Raw genomic sequence first — 25,404 nt, 5'->3', positions numbered from 1 at the left:
CAAGTTTAGGTCTGCTATCTGACTAATTCACATAAAACATAGGTATAAATCCTTAAGTTTTTAAAGAGATCTTCAACTTCAATGTACTCATCAGTTTCATGAGCCAGTTCAGGCTTTCCTGGGAAATTTGGCCCAAATGCTACACAGTTTTTAAACAGCCGAGCATAAGTGCCGCCACCGATTGAAAAGCAATAGGCTTTTTCACCAGTAACTTTTTCATAAGCGTATTTTAGCTTTTGAATTATGAGATTGTCTTCAGGAACATAATGGGGCTTCATATCAGACACTTTCTCTATCCGAAAAGCTTCCGGCGTATTTTCCCGTATGTGCTCAATTACCTGTTCTCCCCTGTATTTTATGGGATAACGAATATTTATGGTAACCTCGGCCTTATTTTCGTCACACTCAATTATTCCTACATTTAAGGTAAGCGGGCCTGAAATATCATCTTTAAAATCGACACCTAAACCTTTACCGGTAGTATCTAAACCAATTTTTTTATTTAAAAATCCTATAAAATCATTGTAAGCTTTTGCAAATTTTACATTCCCTAAGAGCTTTGCAAGCAACATGCAAGCATTCTTGCCTTTTTCTGGTGTGCTGGCATGGGCAGAAGTACCGTAAGATTTGATTACTATCTCATTCGTTTTCTGCTCAACTTCAAAATTGCCAGGTACACTACTTTGGGCACTTTTTACTTGGGCACTGATTTCATCAATGTTTCCAGCAACGCGTGCCTCGGCATAATCGGGAACCATATTGGGTCTATGACCGCCCTTTAATGACAAAAGCACTGCACCCGTGTCTTTTTCGCCATTAAATGAAATGGTAAAGGTAAAAGTCAGCATTCCCTTTTCTCCATTTATTATAGGATAATTGGCATCAGGGGAAAATCCCATGGTGGGAGCTTCATCGTGTTTTAGATAATACTTCATGCATTCTGATCCACTTTCCTCATCGGTGCCAAAAATGACCCTTACTCTTCTGTTAAATTTAATTCCGGCATCCTTTAAAGATTTTAGAGCAAATAATGCAGCCATAGCAGGGCCTTTATCATCTATAGCTCCTCTGCCGTAAATTCTGCCATTATGAATTTCACCTGCATAGGGCGGAAAAGTCCAACCGCTGCCTTCGGGCACCACATCAAGGTGTACCAAAATCCCAATCATTTCATCACCATCGCCCCACTGGGCCCACCCTGCATAATTGTCAAGGTTCCTCGTCTCAAGACCAAAACTTTTTGCAAGATCCAATGCATAGTTTAGAGCCTTTGCAGGGCCTTCTCCAAAAGGCATGCCTTCTTTAGGTATATCTTTTACACTTCTTATTTTTATTATTTCACTAGTAGCTGTCAGCAATTGCTTCTCATTTAAGGAAATAGCCTTTTCTATATCCATATTATAAACCTCCAACTTAACTTTTCCCATTGTATTTATTATAATATTCCACTTTAACATATTAAATCCTTTTTTGATAAGTTTTTTCTGTAATAATATGAACGGTTCCCCTTTATTCACCATAGATGAATAAAAGGGAACCGCCGTATATTTTTATTCTTATTCACAAGAAAAACTCTATTAAAGTGGCACATGCCATGCCTAAAAAGGCGCCACTTAATACATCAGAAGGGTAGTGCATTCCAGTATATATCCGAGATAAACCTACCATTGCGGCCAGAGAGTATGATATGAGGCTATAAGCAGGAAAATGCATAGCAAGAACTGCCGCCAACGAAAAACCTGCAGTTGTATGTCCAGATGGAAAAGAATGGTCTTTTAAAAGCTTGCTCCAAAATGTATTAACATCAGGTAAAACTAAATAAGGTCTTTTACGGGCTATGGTGTTTTTGAAAAGCTGCACTATTCCCTGGCTGCCTGTTATAGTAACAAATGCCTGCATAGCAGCTGTTTTCGCCTGATCTTTGCCAAATATATATAGAAAAAGGCATGAAAGTACTGTAAAACTCGCACCGCCAAGATGGGTTATCCGGGGCATAAATATGTCTAGCAGCTTGCACTTTATCCGCTTATTTATATATTCAAATAGCCGTTTGTCTTTGTTGTACAGATAATCCCACAGCCCTTTCAAAAAAATCCTCCTCTTCCCATTATCAATCAATAACTTCTACTGTTATGCCTTTTTCCTCAACTGCATTTATAAGCGAATTGATAACTTCACCTTGCCTTTGAATTTCAAAGGTTGAACGCAAGGATTTGCCCATTATTATATGCGTTATATTGTTTTCTTTAGCAAAATCTGCCAAAGTATCATAGATTTTTTCACCAGTTAGAATAGAAACGGTTCCGCCCAAATCCTTTGCCATTTCAAATAACTCTAATAAGATCTTATGCTCTTTTAATTCTCTATTTAGATCTTTTTTATTGTTTACATATATAACCACAAACTGGCCGTCCATTTCCCCAGCCCTGGCAGCTCCTTTTGCTATCAATCTTTTACAACTTTTCTGGGGTGTTACACAGACCATAATTCTATGCCGCACACCAGGGTCAAAAACGACCATCATTATAAATCTCCTCTCTTGTCTTTTTACCTAATGATATTATATATAAAATCAACTGGTTTAGCAATGTATAGAAAAAGTAGCGCTCTTTTGCTTTTGACGTAGATGTCACAGTGGCCTGCGTATCTTACCAATTTATGGCTCTTTTCTGAGGGCTTTGTAACTTGACATAATTTTGCTAACTATGTTAAATTGTATAAAAATAGCCAACGCGAAATAATGAATAACTATTTATTAAAAGCCTTTCAACGAAAGCAGCTCATCTGCACCAAAATCATAATATTCTATAGTTTTCACAAATACTGCAAGAAAAGGGGGAGTTCTTTGGATATACTTTCAAGAAAATTCACAGAAGTCTCTTTATCAGTTTTACCAATAACGGTTTTAGTAATATTATTAAATTATACATTGATTCCGATAGAAACAGAAATGCTTGCTAGATTCTTAATAGGTGCTTTGCTGGTCATAATAGGTCTTGGAATATTTTTGTTTGGAGCAGAAATCGGCGTCGTACCCATTGGCAATCTGATGGGAGAAACAGTAGCAATGACTAATAATTCTTACTCGGTTGCCATATTAGGATTTATTCTCGGTTTCTTGATTACTGTAGCTGAGCCCGATTTGCAAATACTTGCTCGACAAGTAAATATAGCATCAGGCGGGATTATATCTGACATATTAATACTAATTGTAGTTTCAATTGGAGTAGGAATTATGGTAGCTATAGGTCTGCTTAGAATTCTATACGAAAAGCCTTTGAATAGGCTCCTTACCTTTGTTTATTTCATAATATTTTTATTGGGTTTGAAAACCACGCAGGAATTTTTGGCTATTTCAGTAGATGCTTCAGGTGCCACAACAGGAGCCATGACAACCCCTTTTATATTAGCTTTAGGTTACGGTGTTTCTCAATTAAAAGGTGGAAAAACCTCTGATGAGGACAGTTTCGGCATGGTCGGAATTGCCTCTGCCGGACCTATTTTTGCTGTAATGGTAACGAGCATCATTGCCGGTTTAAAAGATATAACAGGTACTGCAGAAGCATTTGTGCCAAATACCGGAATACTGCTACCGTATTTTCGGGTATTTCCTCAATTTTTACAGGAATCCTTGCTGACCTTGCTTCCACTGTTTGTTTTGTTTGAGATATTTGATATGGTAAAATTTAAGTTAAATAAAAAACACAAGCATGCAATATTAAAAGGACTTTTGTACACATATATCGGCCTTACATTATTTTTGGTCGGTGTCAATGCTGGCTTTATGGAAGTTGGTAGGGTAATGGGTGAAGGCATAGCAAAAGATCACATCTGGGCATTACCTATAATTGGATTTTTCTTGGGCATGGTAGTGGTACTTGCTGAGCCTGCAGTTTACGTGTTAACCGAGCAGGTTGAGGACGTTACAGCTGGATATATAAAAAGAAATGTTATATTGGCAACTCTGTCAATCGGCATAGCTTTTGCAGTTGTATTTTCTATGCTAAGAATTATAAAACCAAATTTGAAGCTGTGGCATTTTTTGTTGCCTGGATTTGCACTTGCAGCATTTTTATCGTACATGGTGCCACCTATTTTTGTTGGTATTGCATATGATGCTGGTGGCGTAGCATCTGGCCCCATGACGGCTACATTTGTATTGGCATTCGCCCAGGGTGCCGCTAATGCAATCCCCACAGCTGATGTCATGGTAGATGGTTTTGGTGTCATAGCTATGATAGCAATGATGCCGCTTGTAGCTATACAAATCCTTGGCCTTATATTTAAAATGAAAGCTGGGGAACATGGTCAAAGCCAATCACACAGGGAGGCACAATCATTATGAACTCAACGGGCAAAAATCTTGTTTTGTTTTGTTGTATAGTTGACTGTGGCAAGGGAAGTAAGGTATTAAAAATAGCAAAAAAAATTGGAGCGGTTGGTGGAATTGTTTTTATTGGAAAAGGTACCGTTAGAAATGAGTTGCTAAAGTTTTTAGGCATCCTGGATGTAAGAAGGGAAATATTTATATCGGTCATTGAGGAAGACCTGGAAGATGCGCTTTACGATGAAATAAACAAGAAACTCGGGATAAACAAGCCCAAGCACGGTATTGCTTTTTCTATACCCATAAAAACTCTTGTAAAAATCCATGAAGGAGAATATAAATCCCAAAACAGGGAGAAAGGTGTGGCCAAAGTGAATTACGAAGCTATTTTTGTTATTGTAGACAAAGGATCTTTAGATACGGTAATAGATGCAGCGGAAGCAGCGGGTTCTACAGGAGGCACAGTTATTCATGGCAGGGGTTTAGGAGATCATGAAAAAGCTAAACTATTATTTAATATTGAAATCGAGCCGGAAAAAGATATAGTTTTAATACTGTCAAAAGCTGATAAAACTGAAAATATTGTAAATGCCATAAAGGAAAGACTAAATATAGATAGTCCCGGCGCAGGCATTATTTTTGTGCTCGATGTAAAGCGAACCGAAGGATTGTATGAGGACAACTAACTATCTTCATTGCCATATCCATATTTTTTGTGACTTGAAATTAACTGCTCTATCTCAAGGGCACAACAAAAAGGGCGAACACTCTGTTGTTCCGCCCTTTAGCGTATAAACACTTAATTTACTGTGCTGTTATTCTGAAGTCGACACTCAGCCTGACACCTGGTGTCGCCAAATTCCAACCGGTTAATCTGTAGAGACCCGGCCTTGTGATGATGCCGTCAGCTCTTTGATTCCAAACCTCGCGATAGACAATCTCTTCTCCTGGTTGTAATCTATCAGTAGTTATGGCTTGTGTGAAAACCCTCCCTTGAGACCACTGCCAAACCAGCCTGTCATCCCGGGTTACTCTGAAATCAACTTTTTGTGATGTCCTGTAAGTTAGAGTAAGTGGCACCCTTAGTATATTTTTCTTTTTAAATCGTATTACTATTTGTTCTCCAAGTCTATATACCCCTTTATTTAGCGAAAGGGTATACTGCACGCCATCAAAGGTTCGAGTAACTTCTGGTCTGGTTGATGGCGGCGGAGTAGGTGTCGGCGGTGATGGTGGAGACGGAGGAGAAGGTGGGCAAGGCGGACAATCCGGCGGGTGCGGAGTTTGGCCAGACACCGGGATTAATAATACCTGCCCTACAAATATTAAATCGGGATTTGACAAATTGTTGGCTTCCATTATTGCGGCTACGCTAGTGCCAAATCTTGCAGCAATTTGGGTCAGAGTATCCCCCGCGCGAACTATATATCTTATCAAGCTGAATCCCTCCTTATACGTTTTACCCATTGTAAAGACTATGCATTAATCTAATATATGTTATGTAATTAGTGTTACTATGGTGAAGATAAATTGCCATAAGCTTAATTTAACCCGAAAGATCTTCGTACAGTAAAAAAAGGATATCAGGTAGATATCCTTTAATCTAACTTGCTACTAAGATGTATACAAGTTTAAATGATCTGAACCACTTTTTTCCAAATCAACAGGTTTTTCCGGAAAGGGTTTTAATGTCTTTTCTATTACTTCATCCATAGTATTTACAAATATAAAGCAAAGTTCGTCTTTTACTCTTTGCGGAACTTCCTCCAGATCTTTTGTATTCTCTTCTGGCAGTATAATAGTCTTTATTCCTGCCCTATGAGCTGCCAGGACTTTTTCCTTAATTCCTCCAACCGGAAGAACTCTTCCTCGTAAGGTTATTTCTCCGGTCATGGCAACAGTTCTATCCACAGGCCGCATAGACAGAGCTGAAATAAGTGCGCAGGTGATGGTGATACCGGCAGAAGGGCCGTCTTTTGGTATTGCACCTTCCGGTACATGAATGTGTATATCATATTTCTTATGAAAATCCTCATCTATATTTAATAAGTGGGCTTTTGACCTTACATAACTGTAACCGGCATGGGCAGATTCCTGCATTACATCTCCTAGCTTCCCGGTGAGAATCAGTTTGCCTTCACCCTTCATAACAGAAACTTCTATATTTAAGATATCTCCACCTACTTCTGTCCAAGCAAGCCCTGTAGCCACACCTATTAAATCCTGTTTTTCCATTGTGCCATAATGATAGCGCGGCACACCTAAGAACTTTTCTACTAAGTCTTCGTCTACATCTATAGTATTTTTTTCGCCTTCAACTACAACGCGAGCTATTTTGCGGCAGATTTGTGCTATGGCCCGTTCTAAATTTCGCACACCTGCTTCTCGAGTGTAATTTCGTATAATTTTAATTAAAGCGCTGTCGTGAAAAGTGACATATGACGAATCCAGACCGTGTTCCTTAAGCTGCTTGAGAATAAGATGTCGCTTGGCTATCTCTAATTTTTCATCTTCCGTGTAACCTGGAATCGTCACTATTTCCATGCGATCCAGTAGAGGCCGTGGAATATTGTACAAATTGTTTGCAGTTGCAATAAACATAACTTTGGATAAGTCAAAAGGAATTTCAAGATAGTGATCCGAAAAACTGTTATTTTGTTCCGGATCCAGTACTTCTAACAATGCTGAAGAAGGGTCTCCTCTAAAGTCAGCATTCATTTTATCCACTTCATCCAGCAGAAAAACGGGATTTAGAGAACCAGCTTGACGTATACCCTGAATTATCCTTCCGGGCATGGAACCTACATATGTCCGCCTATGGCCACGGATTTCCGCTTCATCTCTAACACCGCCTAATGATACTCTTACAAAATTCCTTCCCATAGCCCGTGCCACAGATCTGGCCAGAGAAGTTTTCCCAACTCCCGGCGGACCTACCAGGCATAAGATAGGGCCTTTAAGTTTTCCCGACAATTTGCGCACTGCAAGAAACTCGAGTATTCTTTCTTTAACCTTCTTTAGCCCGTAGTGATCTTCATCTAAAACTTTCTCTGCCTTTTGTATATCTACACTGTCCTGCGTATAGATATTCCAAGGAAGCGAAAGCAGCCAATCCAAATACGTTCGAATTACCGAAAGTTCTGCTGAAGCTGTAGGCATTTTTTCCATCCTATCAACTTCTTTTAACATTTTTTCTTGTATGCTTTTCTTCAGCTCAAGAGCTAATATTTTTTCTCGATACTCATCAGCTTCAGCGGTCCTTTCATCCTGCTGGCCAAGTTCCATTTGAATTGCTTTCATTTGCTCTCTTAAATAATACTCTTTTTGGTTCTTTTCTATCTGTTTTTTTACCCTGTAATTAATTTTCCTTTCAATTTCAAGAATTTCTATTTCCTGTGAAATAATCTGGAAAAGTAATTCTAAGCGTTCTTTGAAATTCAGTGTTTCTAAAATTTTCTGCTTGTCTTCTATTTTTATAGATAGATGAGATGCTACAATATCAGCAAAACGCCCTGGATTTGTAACATTTTTTAGGGAAACTAAAATATCCAGTGGCAAATTTTTGGTCATATTAATGTAGTTTTCAAAAAGACTAAGGATACTCCTCATCAGAGCTTCCTCTTGATTATCCGCCTTTTGATCACTTTCTATAACTTCCTTTATTTCAACCTTAAAAAAAGGATCAGTCTGCACGTAGTTTTGAATTACAGCTCTGTTTAAACCTTCAATCAACACTCTAATTGTGTCTTGTGGCATTTTTAATAGCTGCTTTATTTTAGCAACTGTGCCCGTAGTGTAAATCTCGCTTTCTGTAGGAAAATCAACTTTTGCATCCTTTTGAGACACAAGCAATATTTTTTGATCTGCCGCCATTGCATCTTCAAGAGCACCAATTGATTTATCCCTACCAACATCGAAATGCAAAACAACATTGGGAAAGACCAATAATCCACGAAGTGGCACCAGCGGTATGGTTCGATTTGTAGTTTTCCCCACTATACCCCCCCTAATCAAGGTTATATTAACACTTACTTAATCTCTATGTTTAATCTATTCGATAAAACTTTATTAATTCCTTCTCTATTCAAAGCTAAACAGAAACCTTCTCTTTTCTTGCATCCGGCTTTATACCTAAAATGACATTCTCTATAACTTCCTCAATTCTATCAACGGCTATTATATTAATATCATAAGTTTTGAAGCTGTCCTGCCAGTTTTCTTTCGGAATTATTACGGTCTTTGCTCCCGCTCTTTTTGCCGCCTCTATTTTAGCCGGAACACCACCAACGGGTTTTACATAACCGCGTATTGATAATTCTCCTGTCATGGCTACATAGTTGTCGACAGGCAGGTTTTTTATTGCTGAATAAATTGAGACTGCTATGGCCACACCCGCTGAAGGGCCGTCAAGAGGCACGCCACCCGGAAAATTTAAATGGATGTCATAATTTCTATTATCTATGCCCAAGTACTTTCTTAGTACAGTCATTACATTATCCACGGAACCTCTTGCGGTTCCCCGGCGTTTAAGTCGATGGGCATTTCCACCCAGTTCCTCCTCTTCAACAACACCGGTTACTAATAAACTGCCATGACCTTTTTCTGTCTCTATGGCAGTAGCCTCTATCTCTAAAAGGATACCCATATTTGGCCCGTATACCGCAAGGCCATTAACCAATCCAACCTGAGGTTTGGGGTTTACTTTTTTCTCCGGCCTTGGCGTATACTGGCCACTGTTTATCACCCATTCTACATCTCGTGCCTCAATGCGCTTTCTGTTTTCACGGGTAGCAAGGCCTGCAGCCATCTGGATGATATTCACTGCTTCCCTGCCATTTGTAGCGTATTTCTTCACTATATTTACCGACAAGTCATCTATTTCAAATCCTATTTTATCTACTGCATTTTTGACAATAATACCTATATCATCTTGTGACAGAGGTTTAAAAAATATTTCTAAACAACGTGAACGTATAGCCGGCGGTATTTCTTCTGGGTTTCTGGTAGTTGCGCCGATTAACCTGAAATCTGCAGGGAGACCATTTTGGAAAATTTCATGGATGTGACGAGGTATATTTGTATCTTCACTGCTGTAATACGCACTTTCCAAAAATACCTTTCGGTCTTCTAATACTTTTAAGAGCTTATTCATCTGAATAGGATGAAGTTCCCCGATCTCATCAATGAATAGCACTCCACCGTGAGCTTTAGTCACAGCCCCTGGTTTTGGCTGAGGTATTCCAGCAATGCCGAGGGGCCCTGCACCTTGATATATAGGATCATGTACCGAGCCGATAAGTGGATCAGCAATACCTCTTTCATCAAACCTTGCAATAGTAGCATCTACTTCTACAAACTTAGCATCGGGCCCAAATGGCGAACCGGGGGTCTTTTTAGCTTCTTCGAGGACAAGTCTAGCTGCAGCGGTTTTTCCTATTCCTGGCGGTCCGTATAAAATAACATGTTGTGGATTGGGTCCACAAAGGGCTGCACGGAGCGCTTTTAAACCATCGCTCTGACCTACAATTTCGTCAAAGCATGAGGGTCTGGTTTTTTCTGCCAAAGGTTCTGTAAGACATATTTGTCGCAGGCGTTCTAGTTTCTCCATCTCTTTTCGAGATTCTCTATCAACGGCAACTTTACTTCCCTGCTGGCTTTTTAACAGATTTAAAAAATAAAGCCCGATAACTATGGCAAAAAAAATTTGAATCAGGCTCAGTACGTTCAAAGTAACATTCATGTTGAAGTTCCTCCTTATCGAGCTTTGACATTACCGACACTGTTTATATTATTTATTAATAAAAGTTTTTTTATAACCCAGTTTTAATTTAAAAAAGGACAATAAAAAGGGAACCGTCCCTTATTAACTTTAAGGAACGGTTCCCTAATATTAATTCAATAATTTATGCAGTTACTTCTTTCTTTTTGCCTTTTTTTCGATCCGATGTAACTATTATTGGTTCTTCGCGATTAAGTACTACTTCTTTAGTTACTACGCATTTAGCAATATCATTTCTGTGAGGAAGTTCATACATTATATCCAGCATGATGTCTTCCATTATGGCTCTAAGGCCTCGTGCACCAGTCTTTCTACGGATTGCTTCTTGAGCAATTACGGTCAGTGCCTCGTCAGTGAATTCCAGCTGAGAATTATCCATCTCAAAGAGTTTTTGATACTGTTTCACTAAGGCATTTTTAGGTTCCTTTAAGATTTTGACCAGAGCTTTTTCATCTAAAGCTGAAAGTGTTACAATTACCGGCAATCTTCCAATGAATTCGGGAATCATGCCGTACTTTAGCAAATCTTCCGGCATGAGATGTGTTAAAATTTCTCCTACATCTCTTTGTTCCTTACTCTTGATTTCGGCCTCAAATCCTATAGATTTCTTGCCAATGCGATTCTCAATTATTTTATCTATACCTTCGAAAGCACCACCGCATATGAAAAGGATATTTGTGGTGTCTATTTGAATGAACTCCTGATGAGGATGTTTGCGGCCACCTTGAGGTGGAACACTCGCTACAGTTCCCTCCAATATTTTGAGCAGAGCTTGCTGGACACCTTCACCTGATACATCTCGCGTAATCGATGGATTATCTGATTTGCGTGCAATTTTATCTATTTCATCTATATATACTATACCTCTCTCTGCCTTCTCCACATCATAATCGGCAGCCTGTATCAGTTTCAAGAGAATATTTTCCACATCTTCACCGACATAGCCGGCCTCAGTTAAAGATGTTGCATCGGCTATGGCAAAAGGCACATTTAAAATTTTAGCAAGAGTCTGAGCCAAAAGGGTTTTACCGCTACCTGTTGGCCCAAGCATTATTATATTGCTTTTATGAAGTTCCACATCATCCATCTTGCCCTGATAGTTTATTCGCTTGTAATGATTATACACAGCTACAGATAGGATTTTTTTGGCTTTTTCTTGACCTACCACATATTGATCTAGAATTTCTTTGATTTCATGAGGTTTTGGTATATCAGCAAAATCCATTTCTGCATCTTCGCTGAATTCTTCTTCTATTATTTCATTGCATAACTCAATACACTCATCACAAATATAAACGCCGGGACCTGCTACTAATTTGCGTACCTGATCCTGTGTTTTACCGCAGAATGAGCATTTTAGTTGACCTTTTTCGTCGCTAAATTTGAACATGTTTCACTCTCCTTTCCGGCTTACTTCCTCTTTTGGATCACCTCATCAATCAAGCCGTACTCCAAAGCTTCCTTAGATGACATAAAGTAATCCCTATCTGTATCTCTGTCTATCTTTTCGATTGGTTGTTTTGTGTGCTTTGAAAGTATTTCATTTAATATTTCTCTCAAGCGGAGAATCTCTTTAGCATGTGTTTCAATATCCACTGCTTTTCCTTGGACACCGCCCCAGGGCTGATGTATCATGATGCGTGAATTAGGCAGTGCATACCTCTTACCTTCAGTTCCCGCTGCAAGAAGCACCGCACCCATGCTTGCAGCAAGGCCCATACAAATAGTAGAAACATCTGGCTTTATATATTGCATGGTATCATAAATGGCAAGACCTGCTGTGACGGAGCCCCCAGGGCTATTGATGTAAAGGCGTATGTCCTTATCTGGATCTTCCGACTCCAAATATAACATCTGAGCTATAACAAGACTTGCAACAGTATCGTCTATGGCCGTTCCAATAAAAATAATTCTCTCCTTAAGTAGTCTGGAATAGATATCATATGCCCTTTCACCACGGTTTGTTTGTTCCACAACAATCGGAACTAAACTCACTTGCAAATACCTCCTTAAAATTAAACCGTTTTTTCACTACTATTTTCATCGCTAGCAGTGTCGGCTTCTTCTGTCTCTATTATATCATCTTTGCTCTTTTCTATAACTTTAGAATTTGAGATTAGAAAATCAAAGATTTTTTCCGTTAAAATCGAATCCTTTATGCCTGCAATATCTTCCGGTCTCAGATTTTTCTTATAATCTTCAACCGTCAGCTTGTAACTCTCTGCTAATTCCTTGATTTTGTTCTCCAGCTCTTCATCGGTCACTGTAATGTTTTCTCTCTTGCCTACTTCCTCTAAAATCAGCGATATCTTTACATTTTCTAAAGCTCTGTCACGAAAACTTTCTCTGAATTTCTCAGGGGTCATACCCGTTGCATTCAAATAAGATTGGAAATCATATCCGCGGTATCTTAAACTCAAAGCAAAATCAAGGACTAGTCTATCGATTTCTTGATTTACCATAACTTCAGGAATTTCTACCTCTGTAACTTCCTTTAATTTATTCACAATAGAAGCCTTTAATGAGCCATCTTCGATTGATTTGGCCCGTGCCTCTAACTTTTTCTTTATGTCTTGTTTGAGTTCATCTAATGTCTCAAATTCGCTGACATCCTTGGCAAAATCGTCATCGAGAGGCAGTAATTCTTTGGTTTTTAGCTCCTTTAAAGTCACGTTAAATACTGCTTTTTTCCCTGCCAGTTTCTCCGGTTTGTAGTCTTCGGGGAATGTCACCTCGATATCCTTAGTGTCACCAACATTCATTCCAATGACTTGTTCTTCAAAGCCCTTAACGAACATTCCTGAGCCTAACTGAAGAGGATAGTTTTCTCCATTACCGCCTTCAAAGGGTTCATTGTCTACAGTGCCTTTAAAATCTATTACAGCAATATCCCCGTTTTGGGCTGCTCTGTTTTCCACCGCAACAAGCCTTGCATTTTGTTCCTGCAAAGCGGAGAGCTCTTTTTCAATATCTTCATCAGTTACATTATAGACAATTTTTTCTACTTCTAAACCTTTATATTCTTTAATTTTTACTTCAGGTTTTACCACCACTTCTGCGGTTGCTATAAAGGGCTTGCCGACTTCTATTTGTTGGATATCGTAAGTCGGCTGATCTACAGGTTCTAACTTGAATTCTTCTACTCCTTTTTGAAAAGCTTCCGGTAATAAGAATCTAGCGGCATCTTCATAAAAAACTTCAGGCCCGTAATGCATTTCGATAAGCTTTCTCGGAGCCTTTCCGCGACGAAATCCAGGGACTGCGAAACGCTTGACATTTTTTTTGTATGACCGCTCCATTGCAGCTTCAAACTGCTCTGCATCAATCTCAAAGTTTAAGTATGCCTTGTTATTTTCTATCTTTTCCAGGTTGACTTTCATTATGCTCCTCCCTTACAATCACCGTAAATTCCATTTCTTTTGATATTATAGCACAAATTATATGTGCGCAACAAAAAATTATGTAATAAAATAACACCTCGGTATGGACCGAGGTAGTAAAATCCACATATTAAAATATGGTGCGGGCAAGAGGATTTGAACCTCCACGGGATTTAATCCACCAGATCCTAAGTCTGGCGCGTCTGCCAGTTCCGCCATGCCCGCATGGTGGGTCATGGAGGACTCGAACCTCCGGCACCCTGATTAAAAGTCAGGTGCTCTGCCACCTGAGCTAATGACCCTATTTGGCTGGGGCGGCAGGATTCGAACCTACGATGCAGGAGCCAAAGTCCTGTGCCTTACCGCTTGGCGACGCCCCAATTACCTATATAAATGGGGTGGATAGTGGGACTTGAACCCACGGCCTCCAGAGCCACAATCTGGCGCTCTAACCATCTGAGCTATACCCACCATATGGCGCGCCCGAGAGGATTCGAACCTCTGACCTACGGATTAGAAGTCCGTTGCTCTATCCAGCTGAGCTACGGGCGCCTGGAGCGGGAGACGGGATTTGAACCCGCGACATTCAGCTTGGAAGGCTGACGCTCTAGCCAACTGAGCTACTCCCGCCTGGTCGGGGCAGAGGGACTCGAACCCCCGACCCCATGGTCCCAAACCATGTGCGCTACCAAACTGCGCTATGCCCCGACTGACCAAAGACAATGTATAGTATACATTAAATAGCTTTTTGAGTCAAGATTATTTTAGCATAACTTTCGTGGTATTTCAAACAGATTTTTCTTTTTATTGTAAAATAGCTTGATTATATTGTGTTTAAACGGGCATTAATTTGCCCATCGATTATTTCCAAAATACCATAGGTGCCTGGGCCGCCGCCTCTGGGCAATACAATACTTCCCGGATTGAAAAATAGTATATTATCAATATATGTATTTTCCGGAACATGAGTGTGACCAAATACTACGATGTCAGCCGAAATCTCTTTTGCTCTATTAAACAGCTTATCATATCCGTATTGAACTCTATATGCGTGTCCGTGTGTTAAAAAAATCTTTTTGCCCTGAATCTCCAGTATTTTTTCAGTAGGTTCAAATATATGACCATCACAGTTGCCCGCTACAAAGTATACCTTGTATCCCTTATTTTCAAAATGCCTGGCATCGGCCACCAAATCTCCGGCGTGAAGAAGTATGTCTATATCACCCATGTTGTCCAAAGCTTTTTCAGCTATGCTTTTTAATCCATGTGTATCACTCAATACGCCTATTTTCAACTTCTTCCTCCTGCATGTGTTTAAAAAGGTGTTTTTTTATTTTTTCTACAGCCTTTGCTCGGTGACTTATATTGTTTTTTTCATTTGCCGAAAGCTCAGCAAAGGTTTTATTTATTTCTGGCACTAAAAAAACTGGATCGTATCCAAAGCCCCCTGTTCCTCTAGGGCTTAAAGCAATAAGGCCTTCCAAAGTGCCTTGTTCCAAGAATGTTTTTCCGTCTGGAAAAACAAGAGCCAGGCTGCATACAAATTGAGCCTGTCTTTTATCTAAAGGAACACCTGATAAATTTTTAAGGAGTTTTTCTATATTTTCTTTATCAGTAGCATGCTCGCCTGCGTATCTTGCCGTAAAAACACCTGGCTCACCATTTAAGATATCAACCTGAAGACCCGAGTCATCAGCCAGTGTGGGTAAACCTATCTTTTGGCATACAGTAGTTGCTTTTATAAGCGCATTTTCGTCAAAAGTTGAGCCGGTCTCTTTTATGTCAATATCAGGAAACTCATGTAAAGATATGATGCTAAATTTAGCAGGCTGCAACATCTTTTTAAACTCTAAAAACTTACCTTGATTTTTGGTTGCAATGACTAGGGTTTTCATATGTTCCAGTCTCCAGTTAAATATCTAATAGTAAATTCTTTTGTATTTGAATAAGCTCTGAAATTCCTTTAAAGGCTAAGCTCATTAAATCGTCCATATCTTGCCTGGAAAAAGGGAAAGCTTCTCCTGTTCCTTGGATCTCAACAATTTGACCTGTATCTGTCATAATCACATTCATGTCAACCTGTGCTCTAGAATCTTCTTCAAAATTTAAATCCAGTAATTTCTCACCATCAACTATTCCCGTGCTAATAGCAGCAACATAGTTGTTGATGGGATTTGTTTCTATTAAATTATTCCTTCTTAAAAAGCCAATTGCATCTGCCAATGCGATAAAAGCACCGGTTATTGAAGCTGTTCGAGTGCCACCGTCTGCCTGAATTACATCACAATCCAGCCAGATCGTTCTCTCGCCCAAAGCAGAAAGGTTTACGACTGATCTTAAAGCTCTTCCTATTAATCGCTGAATTTCCATAGTTCTGCCACTGGGTCTTAACGTTTCACGGGGGTTTCTTATTTCGGTAGCTCTGGGCAGCATGGAATACTCAGCTGTAATCCAACCTTGCCCTTTGCCTCTTAAAAACGGCGGCACCTTGTCATCCACCGTTGCTGTGCAAATTACTTTTGTATCTCCTGCTTCAATGAACACGGAACCTTCCGCATATTTATTGAAGTTTCTAGTTATGGTTATAGGGCGAATTTCGTCATTGGCCCTTCCATCTACTCTTGGCAAAATATCCATCCTCTCTTAAAGCTAATAAAGTTATTTTATATAAAATTTATATGCTATCGGGATTGACATAAAGTGGTTTGAAAATAGGTGTTTCAAGAACGGTACCTTCAGGTAAAGCTCCTGCTTTGCCTTCAACCTGTATGGATACTGTTTCAACTCCGGGGAAACTTGAAACGGTAAGCACCACCGAATTAACGATGGATTGTTCCACGTCAATTCCCCCTCCGTATCCCTCAATTTCTTTAGAAAAATTGACCAACACTTCACCATCTTTTTGAATTACATCTAAAACTTTTGTATCTTTCGGCAGCAATGATACAAGACCTGTATGCTCTGCAGGACCCTTAATCAATTCTTCTAAAGCGGTTTTAATCACATTATCGGTTTTAGGTACCATGCGAGTTACCGGAACAAAATAGCTAAAACTTCCTGTTGAACTTCCACCCTTAAAATATAAAGTTACGGGCACTACTTCTGCTGAAGCTGTAACTGGCGTTTCTAAATTTATATTTTGTCGCTTAAGTACTTGGTTTAACTGATTGCCATTGGGTGTTCTATCAAGCAGCTTGCCTTCAACCAATATTTGAACTTCATCAACCGTAGGAAATTCCGTCAGTGTATATACTACGGCGTCAATTGCAGTTTGCTCTGCTGCAGCATCTGAAGTCTGTATGAAGTTGGAATTAAAATCAACTTTGGCTATACCATCCCGTATGGTCATTCCCAAAATCTTTGTACCCTCAGGCAGCGGAGCTCTTAGCCCTTTTTCTGCAAGTTCCGCTCTAAGCCCTTCGCTATCTACAAGGCTTTCCAATGCCGCCCTTCCTATTCCCTCAACCCATGGAATATCCCTTGTAACAGGCACCAAGAGGCCCCGTTCATTTACAAAATAAAATACCGTTTTTCTAAAGTGTCCAAGGGTTTCTTCCGAATCCTCTTCAGACTCAGGAAGCTCTTCCTCAGAAGGTTCCCGGTTCAGAAAGCCACACCCTACAGCACCTATTAATAAAAACAATATGACTAACATACAAATAATCTTTTTTGGCATATAAAAACCTCCTCTTCCTGATTTAATTAATATATATTAAGATGAAGAGGTTTTTTATGCCGACAAAGTGTTTATTTGTGTTTCATTGTCTGTTTAAAGTATCCCCCTTTACTTGCCCTAGTATCCATTATAGTTATAAAAGCAGTGCTGTCATTTTCATCAATATAATTCAGAAGACTTTTAAGTTCTTTCCTTGGCAAAGATACAATTAAAACTTCCTTAAAGCCTTCTCTTCCTTTACCTTCTAAAGATGTTACGCCAAAGCCCATATTGCGAATCATATCACCTATATCATGTCTTTCAGTAATTATCTGAACGGTAGTTAGGCCAAGGGCAAGTTTTTCTTCAATAAAGCTTCCCATAAAGTTTCCCGTGGCGAATCCTAAGGCATAAACTACCAAATTGACCGGGTTACTTAAACCGCTAACTACCTTATTTAAAGCTGTTATATAAATCATTACTTCAAAAAAGCCAATACTTGCCGCTATTAGGCCTTTACCTCGAACAAGCATTAATGTCCTCATAGTAGCCAAAGACATATCTAAAACACGAGCAAGGAATATAAATAAATATCCCCCCACAAAAGAAAGCAACACAAATTCCTCCTATGAGCAATTTCCTTTAATTCCAAAGTAATAATATCAGAACAATTATCAAGTGTCAATTGACGCTTCCGCAAAGATAATCGACAATGCCTTGAAGTATCCCTTGAGCGACCTTTTGTTTAAATTCATCGGTTACAATCAGGGCAAGGTCATTGCTATTTGTCAAAAATCCTACCTCAACTAATGCTGAGGGCATTTTAGTCTCCCTAGTAACGACGATACCGGGTCGCTCTACAATACCTCTGTTGTGAAATCCGGTATGACTTACAATGGCTTTTTGCAATGCCTGTGCCAATAATTTTTTCTGCGGATCGGGATAATACAAAGTCTCAGTGCCCGTTGCGCTGCTTGTTGCCGAATTGTGATGAATGCTGATAAATAAATCAGCGTTAATTTCATTTGCCATACCTGCCCGAGCATATAGGTTGACAAATGTATCGTCTTCTCGCGTCATAAAAACTTTGGCACCATTTGATTCCAATAAGCTTTTTAATTTTAAAGCGATATCAAGGTTCAAGTCTTTTTCTTTAACACTTCCAACTATAGCACCAGGATCACTGCCTCCATGGCCTGGATCAATAACTATAAGCTTGTTACTTAAAGGCAATAAGGAAGAACTTTTATGTAACGCAAATTTGACATTTGACGTGGGTGATGATGATAACATCTCACAACTCACAAATGAGCTTAAGTTTATAACTATCTCCAAATTGTAAGTTTTAGCATCTTTCACCTTGGCTAGTTCGATATAGTCTATAATTCCATCTGCTATTTTTATCACATTGCGGTCAAGGAGGTTTTTACCAATTGCTGCGCCAGGCACTATAACTTTAAGTTGTTTTTTGTATGTATCGTCTTTTAATTCATAAAAAACCTCGTCACTGGATAAAATTTCAACAAGGGAAACATCTCCCTGACTTGTGACTTTTACATCTTCTATCGTGAAAGGTTGAGAAAATACAACCGAAAAAACGTTGTCAGCCTGAAACACTTGATAACTTGTATCATTTTTCAAATCAAATACTACCCGCACTGTATCATCTGCAAATTGACCTATGCGTACATCTTTAACAAAGTTATTATCAGGAACATGTGGAATGTCAATTTCCGAAAGGCCAATATTTTTTATATCCAAAACCAGTCTATCTGGATTTGATAAAAAGAAGTAATCTGCATTAGCAGCATTCGTAGTTGTAATCTCTGCTATAAATTGACGTTTCTTATTTTCAAAGGTTAAATCCTCTAAAATATTATCAAAATATGTAAATGATACAAAAATGCTTTTCTTGTCTGGGGAACTATATGTTTTATAAGCTGCATTAGAGCTAAGCTCTAATACGATTCGAGTAATCGGTGGCTCTATTGAAATTTCACCTGCTATGGCTTTCTCTAAACAGCTATCATACACATATAAAGCATTGTTCTGAGTGTCTAGTCTTCCTTTTACATCAATTGCAAGTCTCCTGTCATCTTGTATTTCAACTGCGGAATACTCCAAAGGGCTGTCGCCTGTTATAACAACCGTAGGTTTGCCTTCAATTACCTCATAAGCTAAATCTACAACTTTAGCGTCCGCGCGGTTTATTATAACTCTTCTGAGGTCATTATCCCAGCTTACATCGGCTCCAAGACTTTCGCTTAAAAATCGAAGTGGAACCAAAGTTCTGTCATTTACTATCTTAGCAGGTACATCCAGGACCACTTCTTGACCATTTACTAAAGCTTTTACATCATCGATTTTTAAAATAATTGTTTTTGAAGAGGTTATTATTTGAACTTGTCTATTATCATTGTCCCAGTAAACCTCAGCTCCAAGATTTTCTGAAATCACGCGAACCGGTGCTAAGGTCCTGTCATTTACTATTATAGGTGCGACATCAGATTCAATCTTTTCCCCATTTATGTAAATTTCAATGGGTTTTGCAGATGCCATACATAAAACAGGTATACTTAAAATTAAGAGAAAAAGTGTTGCGAAAAATATTTTTTTGTGCATTGTCACATAACCTCCTATGATTGTTACGGCCGCAAATCTATGTCTATATACTTCGACTTTATATTTCAAAATCCTTTAGAAAAAGACAAGTGTAATAGAATTGTAAAGTTGAAAGCAAAAAATTAAAGGCTGCTTTTGCAGCCTTTTTTGCACTTTTAATTCGTTAAAACATTGTACCATTTATCAGGTTCTATTGGATTTTGAATATTTATGTTGCCAGTTATATAGCCTAATTTTACGCCACCCACTAAAAATTGTACCTTTTCAATTCCGTCTATAGAGGTGAGTGTCCGCACAACAGATTCTACCGCAATTTCTGCATACTGAGTCTTATCGCTAAATTTAATAATGACACTACTGTCTAAATCAACTACCGCAACACCATCTTTTATCTGTAAACTCTTTATCATCTTATCATCTATAGTGCCTAAACTTCCTATTTCCCCAGCACCTTTAAAGAGATGTTGCAGAGCGGCCCTCGCTTTATCTTCAGCTTTAACTGAAACTGCCTTGCTGTTATTTTCTTCTCCCGACTGAATTATGTCAGATTTTATGGAAACTGGAATTAAGTACTTTGTCGTCTTGTCAGGGTAATAAATTGTAAGGTATTTACACAACTCCTCAGGCTCTTCTTTATCTTCCTGATAAGATTCAGGATCTTTTAAGTTTATATAGGTAGGTCGTTCAAGAGATGTCGCATATGGTTTTCCATTAACATTTATATTTACCTTCGTTATATTTTCGCAGTCAGTCAGTGTATACAGAATCTGGCATCTCGCCAGTTGTGCTTTATCTCCTACAAAGGCATCACCTGAAATATCCAAGGAAACAGTATCACCGCTTATCTCCAGAGTGTTGAGCCGTGTATTTGTCAATGTGTTTTTAAATCCCGTAGGCACAATTCCAGAAAACAAGAGATTAAGGGCAGAACTTATTTCCGGCTCTGAATCATCGATGTGGCAGGTTACGGGCGTCAAAAATCCATCTTTTATATAATATACCAATACCTTTTTCCCGGATGAGACCGAATAAACGTCTTCAGAGACAGACTCTGTATCAATAGCAGACTGCCCACTACATCCTGTCAGTATAAAAACTATAAATAAAATAATTATAGCGTGGGGTAGTCTTTTCACAAAAAGCCCTCCAAAAATTAAATGTTTTACTCTATTTTACCATATAAGCTTTATTTTTGCTATTCACAAACTGACCATTTCTTTTTTGCCTTAAAAATCGTTCTTGGAGCCAGCTTTCATTTATGTGATAGCTTAAAGTAAGGAGACTATCGATAAGATGCACATTTTCCACAGCTATATCTTTATCATCAATATTAATATCTACCGGAGTAAAATTCCATATACCGCGAACATCCGTGTTTGTCAGTATTTTCACAATTTTCTCTGTCTGGTCTTGGGGCACGGTGAGGACTGCTATATCAACATCATTTCGGTTTATGTAATACTCCATATCTTCAACCGGATATATGGGAATATTGTTGATTTTGCGACCCACAAGACTTGGATTGGTATCAAAAATTGCAATTATATTAAAACCATGTGCCGCAAATCCGGCATAGTTTGCCAGAGCCTGGCCTAAATTACCAGCCCCTATGATTACCATTTTATGAGAAGTATTTATGCCCAATATTTTGGAGATCTCTGTATAAAGCTGAGCTACATTATAACCATATCCCTGTTGGCCAAATTCGCCAAAATTATTTAAATCTTGCCTTATTTGAGAAGCAGTAAAACCTAAAAGTTTGCTAAGTTCTTGAGAAGACACCCGCTCAACATTTTTTCTTAAAAGCTCCCCGAGACATTTATAATATTTGGGTAGCCGTTTAATCACTGCTATGGAAACCTTTTTTATTTCACCGGGTAGTTCCACAGTATCACCCCGTATGTGATTAATTTAACATAAATATATCACAACATAATTTTGCAGTCAAATTTTTCGAATTTTAACACAGATTTTGTGTCATCATAAAAGGAAATAACTCTCGAATATTATATATATGCATACATTTAGGAAAGGATGTCCTAAAAATGAGCCATTGGGCATTAAATACAGTGATTTTAGCAGCAACGAATTTTCTAACCGGCACTATTGGCTTTTTTTACAGACTGGTTTTGTCTAAATACTTAGGCCCTGAAGGCATGGGAATTTACCAGCAGACACTGGCTTTTTTTGGCACAGCAATAACCGTAGTAACAGCAGGTATTCCTGTGTCCATATCAAAGCTGGTAGCCGAAAACCGGGCAGATCCTTTTAAAAAAGCTCACATAGTATTTTCGGCTTTTGTGTTGACGACGGCTTTTTCCCTTTTCGGAACAGCTTTTCTGATTATTTTATCTAATGCCTTAAAACTTAAAGTGCTTCTCATAATTTTGCCTGCTTCAATATTTGTAGGCTATTCTGCTGTCATGAGAGGATATTTTTTTGGCATTCAAAACATAGCACCGGTACAGTGGTCAAATATATCGGAATGCATCTTTCGCACTTTATTGGGAGTGTTTTTTATAAGTAGCAATTTGTTGCTGCAATTTGAAGGGCAAACCCGTGGTGCAGTTAGTGCCCTGACCATTGGAGAATTTATATCCTTAGTTTTGCTTTTTACATTTTTTTCAAAAAACATCAACATTTATAATTTTCGCAGAAAAAATCCACTCATAAAAAACATTAAAGATATTTTAACTATCGCAATACCTATATCGTTTAGTCAAATAATTAATTCTACTTCACATTCTGTTGAAGCGCTTTTAGTTCCAAAAAGCCTTGTCATGGCAGGTCTTTCTTCTTCTGAGGGTTTATCACTATTCGGCAAGACCTCTGGTATGGTATTGCCGCTAATATTTTTCCCCGCACTTTTTATAAGGGCGATGTCTTCAAATATTATTCCGCAAATTGCTACAGCTTTAGCATCGGGAAACAAAAAGTACGCTTTTAAATCATCTCAGCAAGCCTTATTTCTCACATCCTTTTATTCCTTCGCTGTAACAGCATTTTTTGTTGCTCTTTCAAAGCCTTTAGCAGAGCTCCTGTTTCCCGGTTATGAACTCGAAAATCTCATTATAGGATTTGCGGCTGGTATCCCCTTTTATTACATAGAAAGCATCTTAATGTCAATACTCAGGGGCATAGGCAATAATACTACTCCTATAACAACCGCAGTCTCTACATTTTTTATGACAAATCTAATATTGTATTTTTGTATTACCAAAACACCTTTGGGAATTTACGGGTATTCTGTTGCCTTAATTACTGCATCAGCTATAGCTATACATATAAGCTTTCGGCAAATAGAACAAACCTTTGGAGAAAAATTTGACATGATGGATATTATCCTAAAACCCTTGATATGCTGTGCATTTATGACATATATTATGACACAAGTCTATATGCCATTGGTCATTTTAGAGCTGCCAAACATAATCTGTATAATAGCAGACCTTCTTTTTGGGCTTAGCGGCTATTTAATACTTGCCCTGGCTTTAGGCATTGACTTGAAAAAGTTAAAACAAAAATACTAATTTGAGTTATTAGGCGCAATCTATTGTAAATCAATTAAAGGAGGGGAACTTTAAGAACAATTAATGAAAACATATAGACGATTTCAGCGACTGTCTAACGGTCACTACCTTGCCATGTATATAACCAGGCACAAAACGCCTTTAAAAACCAATGCATACATTGTAGCCATATGTATTTTCCCGACGAAACGGGAGTGCAATTATTGGTTCAGGCATCAGGAACAAGTAATTGCAAAGCGCGTCAATACTTGGGGAATGGAAGGCATGTTAATTGCGTTAAAGTGGTTGAAGGAGCTGGAAAATATCATTCGTCCAGGAGAATCAATAGTGATTTACTGGGTTGATGAACGCAGAGGCAGAGCTTTTAGATTTCTTGAGAGATACGGATATAAAAAAGGTGTATATTTAGATCGACCCTGTTATATTCTAAATAAAAACGGCTCGTTGCGAGATTAAAAAACAAGGAGTAGAATTGCTACTCCTTGTTTTAAACATTAAATCTGAAACTGATAATATCGCCGTCTTGAACTACATAATCTTTTCCCTCTAAACGCAGCTTGCCCATATCCCTGGCTTTGGCCATAGAACCGCACTCTTTAAAGTCTTTAAAGTTTACTACCTCTGCCCTAATAAAACCCCGTTCAATATCGGAATGTATTTTGCCTGCAGCTTTTTTCGCAACGGTGCCTTTCTTAATTGTCCAAGCCCTGACCTCATCTTCGCCGGCAGTTAAAAAAGATATCAGGTTTAGTCTATCATAAATGGCCTTTGCAAGCAGATCAATGCCGGATTCTTTTATATTTAACTCCTCCAAAAATGCAATTCGGTCCTCTTCATCTAATTCACTGATTTCCACTTCCGCTTTAGCACTGACCTCAAAGACAGGTAGATTCCTCCCGAGGCAATAACTTAAAACCTGGTCTCTTTGCTCATAGCCTTGAGCTAGCTGCTCTTCGTCCACGTTGACTACGATTATCATAGGTTTGGCAGTAAAGAAATCAAGGTGTTCCAGGACCTTTTGTTCCCCTTCGGAAAGATTTATACCTGCAAGTCCAATTTCATTTTCCAAAGAATCACGGAGCTTCTCAAGGACTTCCCTTTCAGCTATCTGCTCTTTTGTAATTTTCTTGCTGGTATTGATTCGTTCAATTCTGGTTTCCACCAGCTGTAAATCAGCTAACAGCAATTCCATATTTATACTTTCAATATCTCTAATTATATCTATAGAACCTTCTGTGTGAATAACACTTTCATCTGAAAAGGCTCTCACTATGTGAACCAAACAATCCACCTGTCGTATGTTGTCGAGAAATTGATTTCCGGAACCCTTACCCTCACTGGCACCTCTGACCAAACCCGGAACATCTATTACTTCAATCTGAGCATATGTAATCTTTTTGGGCTTGTAGACCTCAGCTAAAAAATCAATTCTATCATCAGGCACCTTGGCAAGCCCTCTATTAGCATTAACCTTGCCGCTTTGAAAAGCACTGGTTTCCACGTTCGCATGTGTCAGCAAATTAAAAAACGTAGTTTTACCTACTGTAGGCAATCCAACTAATCCAACTTTCACTGTAATCAATCACTCCTTGTAAACTGTTTTCCACCGAAAATCGCAGCTACATACTATAACCAAACAGGTATAGTCACATTCAGCCTTATATTGATAGCTCTAAAAATTAAAAAAAAAACGTAGCAACGGCGTTCCGCTCTACGTCTAAGTTTCATTTTGGTGGAGAATAGGGGAGTCGAACCCCTGACCTCCTGAATGCCATTCAGGCGCTCTCCCAACTGAGCTAATTCCCCAAGTTTACAAAGTATCACCCACAAGCATTTACTAGTATAATAGTTTTTTTTAATGTTGTCAAGAATGTTTTTGGTGGGCGCGGCAGGTTTCGAACCTGCGACCTCTTGAATGTGAGTCAAGTGCTCTCCCACTGAGCTACGCGCCCTTTTGTTGGTGGAGATAAGGGGGATCGAACCCCTGACCTTCTGATTGCGAACCAGACGCTCTCCCAGCTGAGCTATATCCCCTCCAGTGAAACTATTATAATACAAAGCCACTTAAAATTCAAGGTATGTCCTATTTTATTTGTTGTTATTCTGTGATA

Annotated in this window: 22 protein-coding genes and 10 tRNA genes; 4 read left to right on the top strand and 28 right to left on the bottom strand. The window is 38.8% G+C overall.

Annotated features, from left to right (window positions below; translation table 11 throughout):
• Positions 1–14: 14 nt before the first annotated feature.
• From pepV to JT739_RS00675, 3 genes are all read right to left on the bottom strand, one after another.
• Positions 15–1,397, bottom strand: coding sequence for a dipeptidase PepV (pepV, locus tag JT739_RS00685; protein WP_237659178.1), 1,383 nt, complete (start codon positions 1,395–1,397; stop codon positions 15–17).
• 163 nt (positions 1,398–1,560) lie between these two features.
• Positions 1,561–2,088 carry a phosphatase PAP2 family protein gene (locus tag JT739_RS00680; protein WP_237659177.1) on the bottom strand — a complete coding sequence of 176 codons (528 nt, stop codon included), beginning with the start codon at positions 2,086–2,088 and terminating at the stop codon, positions 1,561–1,563.
• Between the two features lie 22 nt (positions 2,089–2,110).
• On the bottom strand, positions 2,111–2,524 hold the full coding sequence (locus tag JT739_RS00675; protein WP_237659176.1) for a universal stress protein: 414 nt from the start codon (positions 2,522–2,524) through the stop codon (positions 2,111–2,113).
• A gap of 321 nt (positions 2,525–2,845) precedes the next feature.
• Here JT739_RS00675 and JT739_RS00670 point away from each other — a divergent pair, with 321 nt between their 5' ends.
• Both JT739_RS00670 and JT739_RS00665 read left to right on the top strand, forming a co-directional pair.
• Positions 2,846–4,345, top strand: a complete 1,500-nt coding sequence (locus JT739_RS00670; protein WP_237659175.1) for a DUF1538 domain-containing protein — start codon at positions 2,846–2,848, stop codon at positions 4,343–4,345.
• Positions 4,342–5,013: a P-II family nitrogen regulator gene (locus tag JT739_RS00665; protein ID WP_237659174.1), complete on the top strand. Its 672-nt coding sequence runs from the start codon at positions 4,342–4,344 to the stop codon at positions 5,011–5,013. Before JT739_RS00670 ends, JT739_RS00665 begins: the two co-directional genes overlap by 4 nt.
• Before the next feature lie 118 nt (positions 5,014–5,131).
• On the opposite strand, the gene JT739_RS00660 is transcribed toward JT739_RS00665, so the two are convergent.
• The 21 genes from JT739_RS00660 to JT739_RS00560 form a co-directional block, all read right to left on the bottom strand.
• Positions 5,132–5,764 (bottom strand): BsuPI-related putative proteinase inhibitor, encoded by a 633-nt coding sequence (locus tag JT739_RS00660; RefSeq protein ID WP_237659173.1) that lies wholly within the window; start codon positions 5,762–5,764, stop codon positions 5,132–5,134.
• Positions 5,765–5,941: 177 nt separating this feature from the next.
• On the bottom strand, positions 5,942–8,326 hold the full coding sequence (gene lon, locus JT739_RS00655; RefSeq protein WP_370642536.1) for an endopeptidase La: 2,385 nt from the start codon (positions 8,324–8,326) through the stop codon (positions 5,942–5,944).
• 91 nt (positions 8,327–8,417) lie between these two features.
• Positions 8,418–10,067, bottom strand: a complete 1,650-nt coding sequence (gene lonB / locus JT739_RS00650) for an ATP-dependent protease LonB (protein ID WP_237659171.1) — start codon at positions 10,065–10,067, stop codon at positions 8,418–8,420.
• A 163-nt stretch (positions 10,068–10,230) separates the two neighbouring features.
• Positions 10,231–11,496, bottom strand: coding sequence for an ATP-dependent Clp protease ATP-binding subunit ClpX (gene clpX, locus JT739_RS00645; protein ID WP_237659170.1), 1,266 nt, complete (start codon positions 11,494–11,496; stop codon positions 10,231–10,233).
• 20 nt (positions 11,497–11,516) lie between these two features.
• A complete protein-coding gene (gene clpP / locus JT739_RS00640) occupies positions 11,517–12,101 on the bottom strand; it encodes an ATP-dependent Clp endopeptidase proteolytic subunit ClpP (RefSeq protein ID WP_237659169.1) in 585 nt (194 codons plus the stop codon).
• A 20-nt stretch (positions 12,102–12,121) separates the two neighbouring features.
• A complete protein-coding gene (gene tig / locus JT739_RS00635) occupies positions 12,122–13,486 on the bottom strand; it encodes a trigger factor (RefSeq protein ID WP_237659168.1) in 1,365 nt (454 codons plus the stop codon).
• Positions 13,487–13,624: 138 nt separating this feature from the next.
• Positions 13,625–13,711 (bottom strand) — tRNA-Leu (locus JT739_RS00630).
• 1 nt (position 13,712) lies between these two features.
• Positions 13,713–13,788 (bottom strand) — tRNA-Lys (locus JT739_RS00625).
• A gap of 4 nt (positions 13,789–13,792) precedes the next feature.
• Positions 13,793–13,866: transfer RNA gene (locus JT739_RS00620), tRNA-Gln, on the bottom strand.
• A 14-nt stretch (positions 13,867–13,880) separates the two neighbouring features.
• Positions 13,881–13,957: transfer RNA gene (locus JT739_RS00615), tRNA-His, on the bottom strand.
• 4 nt (positions 13,958–13,961) lie between these two features.
• Positions 13,962–14,038 (bottom strand) — tRNA-Arg (locus JT739_RS00610).
• Between the two features lies 1 nt (position 14,039).
• Positions 14,040–14,116, bottom strand: a tRNA-Gly gene (locus tag JT739_RS00605).
• A gap of 1 nt (position 14,117) precedes the next feature.
• Positions 14,118–14,194 (bottom strand) — tRNA-Pro (locus tag JT739_RS00600).
• A gap of 115 nt (positions 14,195–14,309) precedes the next feature.
• Complete coding sequence (locus JT739_RS00595; protein ID WP_237659167.1) at positions 14,310–14,780, bottom strand: metallophosphoesterase; 471 nt, start codon at positions 14,778–14,780, stop codon at positions 14,310–14,312.
• Positions 14,758–15,381, bottom strand: coding sequence for an XTP/dITP diphosphatase (locus JT739_RS00590; protein WP_237659166.1), 624 nt, complete (start codon positions 15,379–15,381; stop codon positions 14,758–14,760). Before JT739_RS00590 ends, JT739_RS00595 begins: the two co-directional genes overlap by 23 nt.
• Before the next feature lie 16 nt (positions 15,382–15,397).
• Entirely contained in the window at positions 15,398–16,114 is a 717-nt protein-coding gene (gene rph / locus JT739_RS00585; protein WP_370642535.1) for a ribonuclease PH, read from the bottom strand.
• Between the two features lie 46 nt (positions 16,115–16,160).
• Positions 16,161–17,162: a GerMN domain-containing protein gene (locus tag JT739_RS00580; RefSeq protein WP_237659164.1), complete on the bottom strand. Its 1,002-nt coding sequence runs from the start codon at positions 17,160–17,162 to the stop codon at positions 16,161–16,163.
• Positions 17,163–17,233: 71 nt separating this feature from the next.
• Positions 17,234–17,758, bottom strand: a complete 525-nt coding sequence (locus JT739_RS00575) for a DUF2179 domain-containing protein (protein ID WP_237659163.1) — start codon at positions 17,756–17,758, stop codon at positions 17,234–17,236.
• A 64-nt stretch (positions 17,759–17,822) separates the two neighbouring features.
• Entirely contained in the window at positions 17,823–19,763 is a 1,941-nt protein-coding gene (locus JT739_RS00570; RefSeq protein ID WP_237659162.1) for an N-acetylmuramoyl-L-alanine amidase, read from the bottom strand.
• 155 nt (positions 19,764–19,918) lie between these two features.
• Positions 19,919–20,899, bottom strand: coding sequence for a GerMN domain-containing protein (locus tag JT739_RS00565; RefSeq protein WP_237659161.1), 981 nt, complete (start codon positions 20,897–20,899; stop codon positions 19,919–19,921).
• A gap of 31 nt (positions 20,900–20,930) precedes the next feature.
• Positions 20,931–21,650 (bottom strand): redox-sensing transcriptional repressor Rex, encoded by a 720-nt coding sequence (locus JT739_RS00560; RefSeq protein ID WP_237659160.1) that lies wholly within the window; start codon positions 21,648–21,650, stop codon positions 20,931–20,933.
• Between the two features lie 158 nt (positions 21,651–21,808).
• Here JT739_RS00560 and JT739_RS00555 point away from each other — a divergent pair, with 158 nt between their 5' ends.
• Together JT739_RS00555 and JT739_RS00550 are read left to right on the top strand one after the other, a co-directional pair.
• Positions 21,809–23,293, top strand: coding sequence for an oligosaccharide flippase family protein (locus JT739_RS00555; protein WP_237659159.1), 1,485 nt, complete (start codon positions 21,809–21,811; stop codon positions 23,291–23,293).
• Positions 23,294–23,356: 63 nt separating this feature from the next.
• Positions 23,357–23,749 carry a hypothetical protein gene (locus JT739_RS00550; protein WP_237659158.1) on the top strand — a complete coding sequence of 131 codons (393 nt, stop codon included), beginning with the start codon at positions 23,357–23,359 and terminating at the stop codon, positions 23,747–23,749.
• Positions 23,750–23,780: 31 nt separating this feature from the next.
• Here the strand turns inward: JT739_RS00550 and ychF are convergent, their stop codons facing one another.
• From ychF to JT739_RS00530, 4 genes are all read right to left on the bottom strand, one after another.
• A complete protein-coding gene (gene ychF, locus JT739_RS00545) occupies positions 23,781–24,866 on the bottom strand; it encodes a redox-regulated ATPase YchF (protein WP_237659157.1) in 1,086 nt (361 codons plus the stop codon).
• A gap of 157 nt (positions 24,867–25,023) precedes the next feature.
• A tRNA-Ala gene (locus JT739_RS00540) sits at positions 25,024–25,099 on the bottom strand.
• 71 nt (positions 25,100–25,170) lie between these two features.
• Positions 25,171–25,245: transfer RNA gene (locus JT739_RS00535), tRNA-Val, on the bottom strand.
• A 6-nt stretch (positions 25,246–25,251) separates the two neighbouring features.
• Positions 25,252–25,327: transfer RNA gene (locus JT739_RS00530), tRNA-Ala, on the bottom strand.
• Positions 25,328–25,404 lie beyond the last annotated feature (77 nt).

Origin of the sequence: Tepidanaerobacter sp. GT38, from assembly GCF_021991635.1 — a bacterium.
Lineage (GTDB): Bacteria > Bacillota > Thermosediminibacteria > Thermosediminibacterales > Tepidanaerobacteraceae > DTU063.
This window is presented reverse-complemented; position numbering and strand designations above follow the sequence as displayed.